General features: G+C 38.5%; 11 protein-coding genes. 8 read left to right on the plus strand and 3 right to left on the minus strand.

Going from position 1 to position 16,582, the window contains the following annotated elements; genetic code table 11:
• The 3 genes from ACINWC743_RS00745 to ACINWC743_RS00755 form a co-directional block, all read left to right on the plus strand.
• On the plus strand, window positions 1-591 hold a 591-nt coding region (locus ACINWC743_RS00745; protein WP_009584009.1), incomplete at its 5' end, for an IS5 family transposase.
• 446 nt (window positions 592-1,037) lie between these two features.
• Window positions 1,038-2,201: a PQQ-dependent sugar dehydrogenase gene (locus ACINWC743_RS00750; protein ID WP_009584003.1), complete on the plus strand. Its 1,164-nt coding sequence runs from the start codon at window positions 1,038-1,040 to the stop codon at window positions 2,199-2,201.
• A gap of 122 nt (window positions 2,202-2,323) precedes the next feature.
• Entirely contained in the window at window positions 2,324-3,568 is a 1,245-nt protein-coding gene (locus ACINWC743_RS00755; RefSeq protein WP_009583998.1) for an esterase-like activity of phytase family protein, read from the plus strand.
• Between the two features lie 98 nt (window positions 3,569-3,666).
• On the opposite strand, the gene ACINWC743_RS00760 is transcribed toward ACINWC743_RS00755, so the two are convergent.
• Both ACINWC743_RS00760 and ACINWC743_RS00765 read right to left on the minus strand, forming a co-directional pair.
• On the minus strand, window positions 3,667-4,434 hold the full coding sequence (locus tag ACINWC743_RS00760) for a hypothetical protein (RefSeq protein ID WP_005034522.1): 768 nt from the start codon (window positions 4,432-4,434) through the stop codon (window positions 3,667-3,669).
• A 417-nt stretch (window positions 4,435-4,851) separates the two neighbouring features.
• Window positions 4,852-8,343, minus strand: coding sequence for a PAS domain-containing hybrid sensor histidine kinase/response regulator (locus tag ACINWC743_RS00765; RefSeq protein ID WP_005034520.1), 3,492 nt, complete (start codon window positions 8,341-8,343; stop codon window positions 4,852-4,854).
• A gap of 186 nt (window positions 8,344-8,529) precedes the next feature.
• On the opposite strand from ACINWC743_RS00765, the gene ACINWC743_RS00770 reads away from it, so the two are divergent.
• The 4 genes from ACINWC743_RS00770 (at window position 8,530) to ACINWC743_RS00785 (ending at window position 13,664) form a co-directional block, all read left to right on the plus strand.
• Window positions 8,530-8,862: a DUF485 domain-containing protein gene (locus tag ACINWC743_RS00770; protein WP_004825640.1), complete on the plus strand. Its 333-nt coding sequence runs from the start codon at window positions 8,530-8,532 to the stop codon at window positions 8,860-8,862.
• Window position 8,863: 1 nt separating this feature from the next.
• Window positions 8,864-10,579, plus strand: coding sequence for a cation acetate symporter (locus ACINWC743_RS00775; RefSeq protein ID WP_004825638.1), 1,716 nt, complete (start codon window positions 8,864-8,866; stop codon window positions 10,577-10,579).
• A gap of 270 nt (window positions 10,580-10,849) precedes the next feature.
• Complete coding sequence (locus ACINWC743_RS00780) at window positions 10,850-11,527, plus strand: ion channel (RefSeq protein WP_004825636.1); 678 nt, start codon at window positions 10,850-10,852, stop codon at window positions 11,525-11,527.
• Window positions 11,528-11,696: 169 nt separating this feature from the next.
• Window positions 11,697-13,664, plus strand: a complete 1,968-nt coding sequence (locus ACINWC743_RS00785) for a BCCT family transporter (RefSeq protein WP_009584014.1) — start codon at window positions 11,697-11,699, stop codon at window positions 13,662-13,664.
• Between the two features lie 69 nt (window positions 13,665-13,733).
• Here ACINWC743_RS00785 and omp33-36 read toward each other — a convergent pair whose 3' ends face one another.
• Window positions 13,734-14,618 carry a porin Omp33-36 gene (gene omp33-36, locus ACINWC743_RS00790; RefSeq protein WP_004825632.1) on the minus strand — a complete coding sequence of 295 codons (885 nt, stop codon included), beginning with the start codon at window positions 14,616-14,618 and terminating at the stop codon, window positions 13,734-13,736.
• A gap of 904 nt (window positions 14,619-15,522) precedes the next feature.
• On the opposite strand from omp33-36, the gene blaOXA reads away from it, so the two are divergent.
• Entirely contained in the window at window positions 15,523-16,341 is an 819-nt protein-coding gene (gene blaOXA / locus ACINWC743_RS00800) for an OXA-229 family carbapenem-hydrolyzing class D beta-lactamase (protein ID WP_228129096.1), read from the plus strand.
• Window positions 16,342-16,582 lie beyond the last annotated feature (241 nt).

Raw genomic sequence — 16,582 nt, forward strand, 5'->3', positions numbered from 1 at the left:
TTTGGACAACCGAACTCTATTTTTAAACGTTTTAATCGCTGGTCAAGTAGTGGTAAGTTACTCACTATATTCAAATTATTATCACTGAATACAGATATGGAATGGCTATTCATCGATGGTTCCCATATTCGCGCTCATCAACATTCAGCGGGTATCGCTGATCAGGCAATCTCTAAAAGTGCAGGAGGAAACTCCTCCAAAATACATTTAGTTGTAGATTCAAATGGGAATCCTATTGATTTCATTATTACTGATGGAACCACACATGATGTTAAGGTCGCACCTGATTTAATTTCAAAACTCGATTTAAATGAGGTAGAGGTTGTATGTGCAGATAAAGGTTACGATTCAGAGCCATTAAGACAGCAGATTAGAGCAACTGGAACAAAAGCGAATATACCTAAAAAATCCAATAGCCAATCAAACAATGACCATATGGATTGGTATTTATATAAAATCAGGCACTTAGTAGAAAACATGTTCTGTAGATTAAAGCAATTTCGAGGAATAGCCACACGATATGACAAGTTAAAACGGAACTATGAAAGTTCTGTTGCATTAGCTTGCATATTTTTATGGCTCCCCTTGTAGGTTAAATTATGGACCATAAATGTCAACAGACCCTAATAGATTTATATTAAAAATATTGTAATGAGATGGTTTGTTGATATTGAAGTGAGAATTACTATTGATTTAGAGTACTTTAGATTTGAAAAACTATTCAAGTACAAAAAAGAAAACCCCATCATCCTGATGGGGTTTTCTTCGTATTGGTGTGTTAGATCTGACTCCTGTCGAATCTCACGTTCCTGATGCTCAGACGTTTTGTTATTATTGTTTTGTCTGGGAAACTTCCTGTTCCCGATAACGATAGAATAGGTGAATTTACAGCAGCCGTATATTCGCTAAATTCGGCAGGGGTTGTAGGTAAATGCTTACATCGAATGGATTAGAAAATTGCTGTTAACAATATAAAATAGTTCAATACTGTCTTTTCTTTACAATAAATAAAACATCAAAGTATTGAGGAACAAGAAATGGAAGCGTTACGACAGAAATTTTTTTACTTACCTCTACTCATGGGCTGTACATTACTCAGTGCATGCAATGCTCAAAGCAATTCATCATCTGAAGTAAAACAAGCGACAGAAAGCACAACTGCGATGATTGATCAAAGCTATCGTGTTGAAAAAGTCGCGACATTTGATGAACCCTGGGCAATGACTGAATTGGTGGATGGGCGATTATTGATTACAGAGAGACGAGGGAAATTAAAGCTCTATGATCCTTCTTCATCACAAAGCATTGATATTTTAGGTGTTCCGCCAGTCGCTTATGGTGGGCAAGGTGGATTGGGTGATATTGCTTTGCACCCTGACTATAAAAATAATCATCAAATCTATTTAAGTTATGCTGAAAAGGGTAATGGTGGTTATGGCGCAGTTGTGATTCGTGGTGAATTAAACCTGCAAGAAACAAATCCTCAAATCCGCAATATACAAAGAATATGGGAACAAGTTCCAAAGGTCTCAGGACAAGGGCATTATGCGCATCGTATGTTATTTGGGAAAGATGGAAAGCTTTGGATCAGTTCTGGAGAACGTCAGAAATTTGATCCTGCACAAGATATGAAGTCGAATTTGGGTAAAGTCATTAGACTGAATGATGATGGTAGTGTTGTTGCAGATAACCCATTCACTCAACAAGGTGAAATCGCAAAACAAGTCTGGTCTTTAGGGCATCGCAATCCCTTAGGTATCGCTTTTGATCATAAAGACCAATTGTGGGTTGTAGAAATGGGTCCTAAGGGCGGTGATGAATTAAATCTAATTCATAAAGGTGAGAATTATGGTTATCCCATTGTTTCCAATGGGGATCATTATTCAGGAAAAGAGATTCCTGATCATGTCACCCGTCCTGAATTTAAAGCACCTGAGATCAGTTGGACACCTGTAATTTCTCCATCGAATTTGGTGTTTTATCAAAAACAATTGTTCCCCCAATGGACGAATAAGGCGCTCATTGGTGGATTGTCTTCAGAAGCAATAATTGTGGTCGATACTGAATCAAAGCCAGTTCGTGAAATACAGCGTTTGAACATGAAACAACGAATCCGAGATATTTATCCAGCGCTTGATGGTTCGATTTGGGTACTGGAAGATGGAAAAAATGCTGGGCTATTAAGACTTTTACCTAAATAGAATAGACTCATTTTTATGATTGGCTTTTTATTCAAATGACTCCGTATTGTCATTGAAATGACTTAAAAGTGTCATCCTGATTGGTTTAAATAAGGCTCATTTAAACCAATAAAAAGACCTTTATGAAAAAATTAGCCTACTCACTTTTAGCTTTCAGTATATTGGGTTTAACCGCTTGTAATGATGATGACAACGACTTTTCGTTCGAATCATCGGTTACCGTGCCTACATTGCTATCATTTGCTAAGCTTGATGTTGAAACTTATGCTGCTGGTCCAAATTCAGGTGCTTTCGTCAAAGGCGCAAATGGTATATTTCCGCCATTTAAAGGACAGCCAGTACAAGGTTTTTCAGGTGCATTAAAAAATAATGACGGTACCTATATTGTTATGGCTGATAATGGTTTTGGTACACAAGATAATTCATCAGATTTTCTGTTGCGTTTGTATCAGATCAAACCTGACTTACGAACCAAGTCATCTGGAACAGCGAAAGTTCAAGTGATGAGCTTTGTCCAACTTCGTGACCCAAATAAATTAATTCCGTTTAATATCGTCAATCAAAATACCGCTGATCGTTTGCTCACTGGCGCTGATTTTGATCCTGAATCGATTCAACGTACTGCGGATGGTACGTATTGGATTGGGGATGAGTTTGGACCTTATTTACTGCATTTTGATAAAGATGGAATCTTGTTGGATGCGCCAATTCCATTACCAAATCCATTGAAAGTAGGCGCTGAATTGCGTTCACCACAAAACCAGTTCAACAAAGCGAATATAAATTATGTTGAACCATTGGTTCAGCAAAGTGGCGGTTTCGAAGGTATGGCATTGTCTAAAGATGGGCAATATTTATACCCATTACTAGAGAAACCCTTAAAAGGCGAGACCACTCAGCAATTACTGATTTCTCAATTTGATGTAAAGAAAAAAGCCTATACAGGACGTTATTATTATTTCACTTTAAATACCAAAGCGACCAATATTGGTGACTTCCAAATGTACGATGACAAATCTGGCATTATTATCGAACGTGATGCGAGTCAGAATAAGCTCGATGGTTATAAAAAGCTGATTCAAATTGAGCTTGGCGATGTTGGTAAAGCGGTTAAACGTTCAGATTTGGTCGATTTAATGAAAGTTGCTAATCCAAATAATTTATATGGTGCGCCACGTGATGGTGATATCGGTACAGGCACTACATTCGCCTTTCCATTTGAAACGATTGAAGATGTCATTATTGAAAATAAAAATACTTTAACTGTGATGAACGACAATAATTTTCCCGGATCTTCAGGACGAAATGCAAAGCGTGCTGATGACAATGAAATTATTCAGATCAAGTTGCCTAAGGCATTGTATTAATACTGAGTCGCAACTATTCAAAGAATCGTATGTGGATATTTGATCAGAGTAAAAAGCCAGTCATTTGACTGGCTTTTTGTACTTCCTAAATAAGGCAATTAGGCTAAACAATCTTGTTTAGAGACTTGATCTGGGCAACCTAGAGGATTTAAAGCGCATTTTAAATCTTCGATCTGCTCATGAGTTACATAACCTTTAGATTTGAGGTAATCCGCAACTCGATCATCACGTAAACTTAAAAATGCTGCATCATATACGCCTAAATCAACAAATAATGCTGCTGTTTCTAAACTATTGAAGCGATCAAGGAAGACATCATTGCCATACATCAAGAATACATGGTCATAGTCTGCATGAGCATCTACTTTTAGACGCATTGCGAGCGTTGTCGGTGAAGTTTTAATGAATAACAAGTCTGATAGTTCATCAAACTGGGTCATGTCTAAACTATTTTCCCCAGTTTTAACTTTACCTAACCATGCTTTAAATACCAATACAGCACCACCACGAAGTAACATACTCCAGACTTGATGACGAACCTCATCATTTAGGCATTCGCATTCATCTTCTAAGCGTTGAACTAACTTTTCTTCTTGTTGGGCTAATTTATCAAATAAACCTAGACCTTGTGGATGAAATGCAACAGGTGCAAATACATCAAATTTTAATTCATCAAAAACTTGCAGTGCTAAAGGTACTGTTGCTTGATAGATGGTATTCAGCGCTTGGATTTGAGTGTCTTGCAACTTACTATGTTTAAAAATAGCTTGCCAATCGATTTCAGGCAGAATTGAATTAGCACCATATTGACGATGGAATTGTTGAGCTTGGTGTAGCCCATGTGGAACAGTTTCTGAAATATTCATAGCTAAAATCCTATTTAAAATTGAATTCAAACGCTGTTTTTGTTTCCCTAAACATGAGCGTGATTTTGTCTTGAATTAATTTTTGATTTATCTGAGATGCAATAGGAATACGACTAAAGTTGTATATGGGGTGAAAAGTAGTTTTTTATTATTTAGAATCAAATAAATATAAAATTGTAACTAACTATACAAGTGTATATTTACTATTTTGATGTTATTTGCCATAGAAAATAAAGCTTTGGAATCTTTCGCCAATAAACAAGGCAGTCTTTGGCAGCTTTTTGAATGCTTTTGCACAATCCTTAAAAAAAATTGCTATTTATCTTAAAAAAATGTGTAACACACGCGCTAGAGCACGAAGCTCTAGCGCGTGTAAATGTTTCAAAACATTAAAGAAGGGGATTCCAATAGGCAACACTATTTTGAAATTTTCAATCCAGATAACCATGCGCGTAGTGAGGCTGGTTTAAGTGGTTTCTTTAAAAGCACAACATTTAAATCTTTGACACGTTGTGGTAATTCAGGATCGGAGTCTGCGGTGATCAGTGCCGCAGGAACATTTTCCTGACGATTTTCAATAATGAAATCCAAACCAATTTTGCTATTGTTTAGATGCTGATCCACCAACCAGACTTGAATATTTTCTCTTTGAATAATGTCCAAAGCCTGTTCAGGTTCTGTGGCCTTAAAGACTTGATAACCCCATTTGGTCAGCAGAGTGGTCATACCTTCCAAAATTGTATCGTCATTATCTAAACATAAAATCTTATATGCTTTTGCTTTTAAAGGAACAGCTTGCACTGGTGTAGCAACAATTTTAGGTGCTTCTACCACGGGGACATCAATCATGAAGCATGAGCCTTTACCAAGCTCTGAATAGACATGTACAGGATAATCCAATAAGCTGGTCATTCGTTGAACGATCGCAAGACCAAGCCCTAAACCTTGTTCCCCCCAAGGTGAAGTATGTCCACAACGCTCAAACTCCTGAAACAGTTTAATGCGTTGTTCTTCTGCAATCCCAGGACCTGTATCCCAAACACCAATGCGGATATGTTGTGGAAGATCTGAAGCACGCAGTACACCCACCACGACACGCCCACGTGCTGTATAACGTAAGGCATTACTAACAAAGTTTTGGATGATACGACGAATCCATTGCGGGTCGGTGTCAATCCAGAATTGAGCATCATGTACGTGCAACTGGATATCACGTTGTGCGGCAATCGATTTAAATTGCAGTTCCAAATCACTGAGTAAATCATGTAATGGATAGGCTTGGCGTTTCGGCTGAATTGAACCACCTTCCAAGCGTGCAATATCCAAAAGAGCAGATAACATGCTTTCTGCACCATGCAAAGCACGGTCAAGCTGTTGTAAGGTTTTTCGGTCTTCATCCGACTGAACACTTTGTTCTAATGCTGTACTGAACAGACGTGCGGCATGCATGGGCTGAAGTAAGTCATGGCTGGCGGCGGCAATAAAGCGACTTTTTGACATGTTGGCTTTATCGGCTTGTTCGCGTGCAAGTTGTTGTTCTTCAAGTGCATCAGCCAACTGTTGGGTACGATCAGAGACACGGGCTTCAAGTACAGCTTCATTTTCACGGAATGCGGTAATATCAGCAAAAGTGGTAACGAAACCTCCACCTTCAATTGGATTTCCACGCATTTGAATCACACGACCATCTTTACGAATTCGTTCAAACTCATGCGCACTTCCGACTTTCATCCAGTGAATTCGCTTGCGTACATGTTCTTCTACCGAGCCAGGACCACATTCACCACGTTCAGCGTTATAACGAATCAAGTCTGCAATTGGACAACCGACATAAACGAGATCTTTAGGATAATCAAAAAGTTTGAGGTATTGATTGTTCCATGCCACCAGACACATATTTTCATCCACCACACTGACCCCTTGCGTCATATGGTCAATCATGGTCATGATGAGATTTTGGTTAAAGCGTTGCCATTGTGAAGCTTGGTCAAGAATGTTGGCAACTTGTCCCAAGGCTAAGCCGTTATTGACCATCGCTGTAGTTAATAAGGTACGCGCAGATGCTGCACCAATCGTTCCAGCAAGATACTGTTCGGTAAAACGCCACCACATCCCATTTGCACTGCTATTTTCATTTAAAACCACATTGTTCATAGCACAGAATTGCTGAAATGCGTGTGTTGCAGGTCCTTCACCAGTGATACGTTTAGCCAGTGCGATTAAATCGCCAACTTTGAGCTTGGCAACATCATGGTGTAAATAGTTAATATCAGTCGAAGTATTTTGCGCAGGTAAAGGTTTGGTTTCGTAATAGAAAAAGCTTTCGGCTTGTATTTGTTCAGCAATACTTGGGCGATAAATTCGAGATACCCAGATATATAAGGTAATGTTTAATCCGAGTGCCCAAATAACACCATGTGTTAATGGTGCGAATGATTCAAAACCAAATAATGCTTCTGGTCTTAACCATTCGATATTTAAAGGACCAAACATTAAAAACTGATGTGCGAACTCACTATACTCAACAGGTAAGCTTCGCAAAATTGTTGGAAGCAACAAGGTATATGACCACAGGATAAAACCGACCACTAAACCAGAATAGACCCCTTGGCGGCTACCTCCTCGCCAATATAAACCACCAATCAATGCTGGTGAGAACTGTGCAACAGCACTGAATGCCAAAAGACCAAAAGTTGAGAGTTGGTCAATATCATTAAAGAAATGGAAGAATAGAAAACCAAGTAGCATCACCGCTAAAATACACACACGACGTGTAAATTTAAGCACTTGCGGTAAGCGTTTATCATGACGGGAAAGAATGCCAAATTTCCATAAAGCAGGCATGATCAAGTCATTACTCAGCATGATAGACAGTGCGACAGAAGAGACCAAAAGCATGCCTGTAGATGCAGAAAATCCCCCTAAAAATGCCAGTAAAGATAACCAGTCTTGGTTATAACTAATCGGTAAAGAAAGTACCGCAACATCTGGAATGGTTAAATATTTCGGTGCTGCATGCAGTGCCCAACTGGCAATTGGAATAATGGCAATAATGGTAAGGATTAAATAAGCAGCAAACCAGCGTCTAGCACCTCGAATATGCTTTTCATCGCGTAACTCTACCACAGCAACGTGGAACTGACGGGGCAAACAAATAATCGCTAAAGATGCCAATAAGGTTTGAATCCAAAATGTTTCAGGAACACCAAACAGTTGCACTTCATGAAAGGTTTTTTGTACATCATGTGAAATTTGTACAATATTTTGAGGGTGGTCAAAAATAAAAAAGAAGGCAACACAGAGTAGTGCAAACAGTTTGACAAAAGATTCAAATGCTACCGCAAGCATGAGTCCGCCATGCTGTTCGGTATTGGCGATTTGTCGCGTTCCAAACATCATCGCTAAGATTGCAAGCACCGCAGTGAGTCCAAGTACACCATTGGTTGTGGTTGAAACAACTTGGGTATTATGATCGAGCATGACCGATGCACTGAGTGCAATCGCACGTAACTGCAAAGCCAAATAAGGAATAATTGCAATAACTGCTAAGATGGTGACCAAAGAGGCAAGTGTTCCGCTTTTACCATAACGAGCAGCAACAAAGTCGGCAATCGATGAAATGGCATGATGCTGGCGTACACGACCTAAACGACGCCAAATGTCATAACCTAGCCAAACGAATAATAAAGGTCCTAAATAAATCGGTAGGAAAATAATCCCTTCTCTTACTGCTGCACCAGTTGCACCATAAAAAGTCCAAGATGAACAATAAACGCCCAATGTTAGACTAAAGAGAAGCATTCTGCCGCGAGTGCTTAATCGGCTGGCATGCTTCTCCCCAAAGAAGGCACAAACGAAGAGAATGAAGATGTAAAGGGCTAAAACCCCTATAATTAACCAACTGTTCATAAGGACTACAGTATAAAAATCTACCCCCTATCATACCGCATCCATGAATTGACTCGCGCACTTTGCTCAAAATTTAACGACCAAAGTCTAAGTTACGAGAACCCCACAATATTGTTAATTTTGACCATGTAAAAAAAGATTAAAAAAAGCAACCAGGGTTCTGGTCGCTTATCAAGGAGCATGGTTATGGATGAGAGACAAGTAGAGGCGATTCTACAAAATCCAAAATTCAAAGAAATGGTTGCTAAAAAAAGTAGATTGAGCTGGACATTAACTGCAATTATGTTGTTCGTTTATGTTGGATTTATGCTTTTAGTTGGCTATAACAAAGAATTTTTGATGACTTCATTTAGTGGTGGAGTCACCACTTGGGGTATTCCTTTAGGTCTAGGCATTATTGTTTTATCTTTCATTTTGTGTGGTGTGTATTCATATATTGCCAACAATAAATTGGATCAATTGAATGAAGATGCAATGAGAGAAGTAGAAGCAATTGCTCATGAAAAAGGACTTCACTAAGATGAAATGGAACTCTTTAAAGACTAAAGCAGCACTTGCATCTACTGCACTGCTTTCTACTGTTGCACAAGCTGGTCCAGATTTAGGTGAAGCTCAGCAACAAGCGACCAACTGGCATGCGATTATCATGTTCGCAATTTTCGTTGGTCTTACCTTGTTCATCACTAAATGGGCTGCAAAACAAACCACCAATACAGCAGACTTCTATACAGCTGGCGGTGGCATCTCAGGTTTCCAAAATGGTTTGGCGATTGCCGGTGACTATATGTCAGCTGCATCGTTCTTGGGTATTTCTGCAATGGTGTTTAGCTCAGGTTTTGATGGCCTGCTTTATTCACTAGGTTTCATGGTTGGTTGGCCAGTTGTACTGTTCTTGGTTGCTGAACGTCTGCGTAACTTAGGTAAATACAACCTCTCTGATGTGGTTTCATTCCGCTTAGAAGAAAAGCCGGTACGTACACTTGCTGCGATCAGTTCTTTGGTTGTTGTTGCATTCTATTTGATTGCACAAATGGTGGGTGCAGGACAGCTAATCAAACTTCTTTTTGGTTTGAACTATAACATTGCAGTGGTGATCGTTGGTCTTCTGATGATGGCTTATGTGATCTTTGGTGGCATGTTGGCGACTACATGGGTACAGATCATTAAAGCGGTGATGTTGCTTTCAGGTGCAACATTCATGGCGTTCATGGTGATGCATTCTGTAGGCTATAGCTTCTCTGAAATGTTTAAACAATCTATCGATGTATTTGCAAAAGTGCATGATGTAAGCATCGAAGATGCAACTAAGATCATGGGTCCAGGTAGCTTGGCGAAAAACCCATTAGATGCATTATCGCTTGGTTTAGCATTAATGTTTGGTACCGCAGGTTTACCACATATCTTAATGCGTTTCTTTACTGTTAAAGACGCAAAAGAAGCGCGTAAATCAGTTGTTGTGGCAACAGGTTTCATTGGTTACTTCTACTTATTAACATTCATTATCGGCTTCGGTGCGATTCTGTTCGTATCAAACAACCCACAATTCATTGATGTCGCAAAAATGGCTGTAACTGGCAAACTAGAATTAGTTGGCGGTAACAACATGGCAGCGGTACACCTTGCTGATGCAGTGGGTGGCGATCTGTTCATGGGCTTCATTTCAGCAGTGGCGTTCGCAACTATTCTTGCAGTTGTTGCAGGTTTAACACTTTCAGGTGCTTCTGCAATTTCACATGACTTATATGCAAACGTAATTAAAAAAGGTCAAACTACACCTGAATCTGAATTACGTATGTCTAAGATCGCAACTTTAGGTCTAGCAATTTTCGCAATGATCTTAGGTATTTTGTTCGAAAAACAAAACGTTGCTTTCATGGTTGGTTTGGCATTCTCCGTAGCTGCATGTGCAAACTTCCCAGTGTTGGTACTTTCAATGTTCTGGAAAGGCTTAACGACACGTGGTGCAGTTATTGGTGGTGTTGTTGGTCTAGTAACAGCAGTGACTTTAATTATCTTATCGAAAGCTGTTTGGGTAGATACATTAAAAATCTCTGATACACCAATCAACTCATTCAATGGTCCTGCAATCTTCGCTATGCCGTTAGCCTTCATTTGCTGCTGGTTGTTCTCTGTGACTGATAAATCAGCACGTGCGCAAGCAGAACGCAAAGCATTTGATGCACAGTTTGTACGCTCACAAACAGGTATTGGCATCTCAGGTGCTTCAGATCACTAATTGATTTCGAATCAACTCAAAAACACCTTTTCGAAGGTGTTTTTTTATGGGTTTTCAATTTGAAAGCCTTCATGTCCCCTTTATAACAGGATTAAGTGCTTGAATAATTTAGAGTAGAAATAAAGCTGTAAAAGCGCACGATTTAGCATGTTATAAATAAGATGAATTATCTCAATTTATAGATTGAACAATAAGGTAAAATTTAAACAATTTATCAAATTGAATGAATATGTTAATTTGAAGTTTTAAAACAATAATCAGAAATTATTTATGCAATCAATCGTCGAATTTTGGAAAGGATTCAAGCAATTGCCTTCGGCATGGCTATTATTGGTGCAATTGCTGATTTTGGTTTTGTCTGTGTACACCAATGCCAGTAGAAGCTATCAAATTCTTACATGGCTGCTTGGGGTGTCTGCATTGTTGATCATTGCCAAGGTAATACGACAAACACCAACATTTACCGTGCTTGGGTTAAGCTTTGTGTTGGGGGCTTTTTCGTTATCTTTTTTGATGCTGATCGGTTTTCATTCAGTTACTTTGCAAATTATCGCCCATGCTTTTGAAGCAGCAGCATATTTTTGTGCTGCTTATGGACTGATCCGTTATATGTTTGCAGACCGTTACCTCACCAAAGATGAGTTATTTGCTGCTGGGGCAGTTTTTACCCTGATTGCTTGGGGCTTTGCCTTTTTATACAGTATTTGCCAATTATTGGTTCCACAAAGCTTTCAAAACCCCAATCATGTTGCGGATTATCAGTCTTGGCTGGATTTATTGTTTATTAGTTTTAGTTTGCAATCTGCAACTGGATTGTCGGATTTGATCCCTGTTGCACCCGCAGCACGTGTGATTTCGATGTTGCAAATGTTTTGTGGTGTGATGTATTTTGCGCTGATCGTTTCACGTATGATTGCACTGCAATATATTGAAAATAAACCAAAATAACGTGAAAACTATCTTGTTACATTTGCTAAATTGTTGAAAATATTAATTTAAATTATAATGTGTGCTGAATCTAATCGCTGTTCTACGGGATTCGTCTTTTTTCACTATTGTGAATGCCTTTTTTGACTTTAATACGTCTGTCCTTTTAATATAAAAACCTGGGGGAAATATGCCTTCCAAAAAAATCACTTGGTTTGACAATATCAATCCAAATGTTTTCTTGAGCACTGTTGGAATAATTGCGCTGTTTTTAGCGGTGGTTATCTTTGCACCTAATGCCTTTGAACTGATGACCACGCAAATGAATAAATGGATCACGGATTCATTTAGCTGGTTCTATGTTTTGTCCGTCGCAATTTTTTTAATTTTGCTTATTTTTATTGCCTTTTCTGAGATGGGCAAAATTAAACTCGGTCCAGACCACAGTCAGCCTGAATATAGCAATGGGTCATGGTTTGCCATGCTGTTTACCGCTGGTATGGGGATCGGTTTGATGTTCTTTAGTGTTGCCGAACCAGTCATGCACTATGTCAATCCGCCTACTGGAGATCCCCAAAGTATTGACTCTGCGCAACAAGCGATGAGAATTACCTTTTTCCATTGGGGTTTACACGCTTGGGCGATCTATGCTGTGGTTGGTCTAACACTGGCTTATTTTGCTTTCCGTTATCATTTACCACTAAAAGTTCGTTCGGGCCTATATCCAATTATTGGACGTAGGATCTATGGACCTATTGGCGATGCTGTGGATACCTTTGCGACCATTGGTACGGTATTTGGTGTTGCCACGACTTTAGGTTTCGGTGTAACACAAATTAACTCTGGCTTGAGCTATTTATTCGGCTGGGAAAGTAATATTACAACGCAAATTATATTGATCATCATCGTCAGTACACTTGCGTCACTGTCCGTATTTTTAGGCTTGGATAAAGGAATTAAAAGACTTTCTGAGCTGAATCTGGTCTTGGCTTTGCTACTTCTTGTTTTTATTTTTCTCGCCAGTTCAAGTGTTTATATTTTACAAGCCACAATTCAAAATGCTGGACAATACATCTCTAATTTATTCACCATGACCTTTAATTTATATGCTTATCAATCCAATGGTTGGATCGGTGGGTGGACCATTGTGTATTGGGCATGGTGGATTTCATGGTCACCATTTGTGGGGATGTTTATTGCTCGTGTTTCGAAAGGGCGTACTATTCGAGAGTTTATTGTTGGCGTTTTGCTGATTCCGACAGGTTTTACCCTGATTTGGATGGGCTTTATTGGTAATGCTGCATTATTCAGTATTTTGCAACAGGGGCAAGACAGTTTGATGGCTGCTGTGCAAAAAGATTCTTCAGTGGCATTGTTTGAATTCCTCGCTCATTTACCTTTCGCAGGAGTCTCAAGTCTAATCGAGACGGTACTGGTGGTTCTATTTTTTGTCACCTCAGCAGATTCTGGTGCATTGGTTACCGACTATCTCACAGCAAAGTCTGATAATTCACCGACTTGGCAACGTTTGTTTTGGACCATTTTAATGGCAGTACTTTCGATCATTCTATTAATGGTAGGTGGGCTTAGTGCATTACAATCCGCGACAATGATGAGCGCATTGCCATTCACATTTATTATGCTGTTGTTATGTTGGGGCTTAGTGAAAGCACTTCGTGTGGATGTGACCAAAATGCAAGCTTTACAAGTCGCAAGAATTACTCCGAGAGCAGTACAAAACCCACGAAGTTGGCAGCAACGTCTAGGCTTAATTATGCATTATCCGCATACACAAGCTGAGGTGCATGAATATATCCAATCTCATGTGATTAAAGCTTTTGAAAGTATTCGTTTTGAATTCAAACGCCGTCATTTGAATGTCGTCATCAAAGAATTGGAAGATGGAGTTCAGTTGAGTGTAGATCATCATGACGAACTAAACTTTATTTATAAAGTAATGGTGCGGGAAATGGTTGCACCCAGCTTTATGATGAATGAACAGCATCAACAAACAGATGACTTTTATCAAGCTGAAGTATTTTTAAGAGAGGGCGGTCAGAACTATGATGTGATGGAGTGGACACAGGAAGACTTGATTCAAGACATCATTGATCAATATGAACGTCACCTGCATTTTTTAAATGTACTGAGAAGCTAAGTTATTTATCTTCAAACAATAAAAAAGGACTCGTGAGAGTCCTTTTTTACAGATTCAATTTCTAAGTTATTAGAAACGGAATTTAGCGTTTAAGCCAACAGTTTGCGTATCACCAAAGTAAGAGATCGCTTGTTCTTTCTTCGCTTCGTAGTTTGCATTTACATAGCTTGCACCAACTGCAATCGCAGGAGTGATGAAGTAGTTTACGTTCGCACCCCAAGCTGAATCTGGAGAACCTTCGTAGCTAGAAGCTGCGTAAGAAGCACCAATGCTTAATTGTGGGTTCAAATAGAAGTCAGTTTTGAATTGGTATGCAGTTGCATCACCATAGATAATGCCTGATTCAAATGCTAAAGACATGTTTGTACCGTCAATACCACCAACGTATTTAGCACGTGCAGTGATTGCGTCTTGATCTTCACCAATTGTTGCAGCTTCAGCAGTTGCTTTAGCAACACCGTTACCCATTACATTGAATGCATCTAAAGCAACTTGGTCAGCAACGTTGGTATAACCAACAGCAACTAAGAAGTTTTGAGTAGGTAAAGCACCTAATTCTAAAGCAAAACGGTCGCCTTGATCGTTAGATAAGCCGTGTTTGCCATCAAGAATTGTGTGGCTATAAGATACGCTTGCATAAGCAGGAACATATGGTGTTGGAACATAAGCTTCAGCTTTAGCGCCATAGTTGTGTGCAGTTACGCCAGCATCTAATTCGCCATAGTTGTACGCTAAAGATACGTTAGAAGCTTGGTTTAAGAACGCTGCTTCAGCCAAAGGACCTTTAGAAGAGTCAACATTTTTGAAGTAGAAAGTACCTTGAAGACCACCAGTGAAGTCTTTGTCATTTTCAGTTGTATCGATATACTCTGATTGACCTTGAACTTCAAATTGGTATGCTTGTGCGCCGGTCATGGCTAATAATAGAGCAGTGGCTAAACCGAGTTTTTTCATAATCTTTTCCAATAGGAGAAATTGGTGAAACACACGGCATTGTATTGTAACAAGATATTAAGTCAATGATGTTTAAGACGTATGTTTACAAAGCAGATACATGAAAAAAACACTGTTTAAAAAACGAACATTTGTTTAACTTCAAGTCAACCTTAGAAAAAGTTTAATCAGAACAAGTAAATAAAACTAAAGAGCAGTAATATTTATTAAAAAAAGGATGGCAAAATACGAATTTTATTGATTTGTTTTTTCTATTGTATTCTGTTGTTAATTTGTATTTTCGATGGTTTTTTTGCAATCAATGTCAAGAAAATGTCATTAAAATCTGCTTAGCTGGCATAAAATATGTGATTTAATATTCATTTTATTTAATAAAGTGTTAGTCGTGGCGCAATTATTAGTAAAAACGATAATATTTCTATATCCGATCAATTTAATAGGTTTTACAAAGTGTGATGGATTTTAGATAATAAGTCTATAAAGTTCATTGCTAATCAATGAGTTTTTTTAAATTCGCAGTTTATATGCCCAGCTTTCCCCAAGGTTGGGCTTTTTTTTGTTTAAAAATCAATAAATTTTCATCAAATAAGGTAGGAAGTAAATTTTGCACCAATATAGTGCTAAACTTAACCTATCAAAGATAGGGTTGGCATGATTTTTGCCAAAAAAAATCCCAATTTTCAAAGAAAACTGGGATTTTTCGCCAAAATCTGGAGCAAAGCTAAAGTTTCTGCTGAGGAAAACCTAATTATTGCCCTAATGAGGTGCATTATGCACCAATATATTGCACATGTAAATATTTTCTTACATTCTTGGCACAATATATTTTTCCATGATCTCTACGATTTCAATTTTTCAGCATGTTAGAGTGGTATTTAAGGTCACCAATATCATGAAGTTTAAAATGAAAGGTTTATTTTGTGTCATCCTCAGTAGTTTGGCATTTTCAGGTTGTGTTTATGATTCAAAACTACAACGCCCAGTCATATCAGAGCGAGAAACTGAGATTCCTTTATTATTTAATCAAGCACAGACTCAAGCTGTGTTTGTTACTTATGATGGGATTCATCTAAAAAGTTATGGTAATGATCTAAGCCGAGCAAAGACTCAATATATTCCTGCATCTACATTTAAGATGTTGAATGCTTTAATTGGCTTGCAAAATGCAAAAGCAACCAATACTGAAGTATTTCATTGGAATGGTGAAAAGCGCGCTTTTTCAGCATGGGAAAAAGATATGACTTTGGCAGAAGCGATGCAGGCTTCAGCTGTTCCCGTATATCAGGAGCTTGCTCGACGTATTGGCTTGGAATTGATGCGTGAAGAAGTGAAGCGTGTAGGTTTTGGTAATGCAGAGATTGGTCAGCAAGTCGATAATTTTTGGTTGGTGGGTCCTTTAAAAATCTCCCCTGAACAAGAAGTTCAATTTGCCTATCAACTGGCGATGAAGCAATTACCTTTTGATCGAAATGTACAGCAACAAGTCAAAGATATGCTTTATATCGAGAGACGTGGTGACAGTAAACTGTATGCTAAAAGTGGTTGGGGAATGGATGTTGAACCTCAAGTGGGTTGGTATACGGGATGGGTTGAACAACCCAATGGCAAGGTGATTGCATTTGCGTTAAATATGAACATGCAAGCAGGTGATGATCCAGCTGAACGTAAACAATTAACCTTAAGTATTTTGGACAAATTGGGTCTATTTTTTTATTTAAGATAAATGCATTGGTTAAAAAAAATGCCCAGTTTATTGGGGGTAACTGGGCATTGAAAAGGGTGTATTTTCAAAATGTGATAATTCATTTGATTTTTATATTTTAAGAATAATCTATTTATATGTAAAATGTTAATTTTCAATATCACTTATCTGTAAAAGCGATAGTATAGTGAATGCAATAAACAGACTGAAATTTAAATACTTGGGTAGAATTGATTCAGATACTCTATAATATAGCCAAATT

The sequence above is a fragment of the Acinetobacter sp. WC-743 genome (assembly GCF_000335555.1).
Lineage (GTDB): Bacteria > Pseudomonadota > Gammaproteobacteria > Pseudomonadales > Moraxellaceae > Acinetobacter > Acinetobacter bereziniae.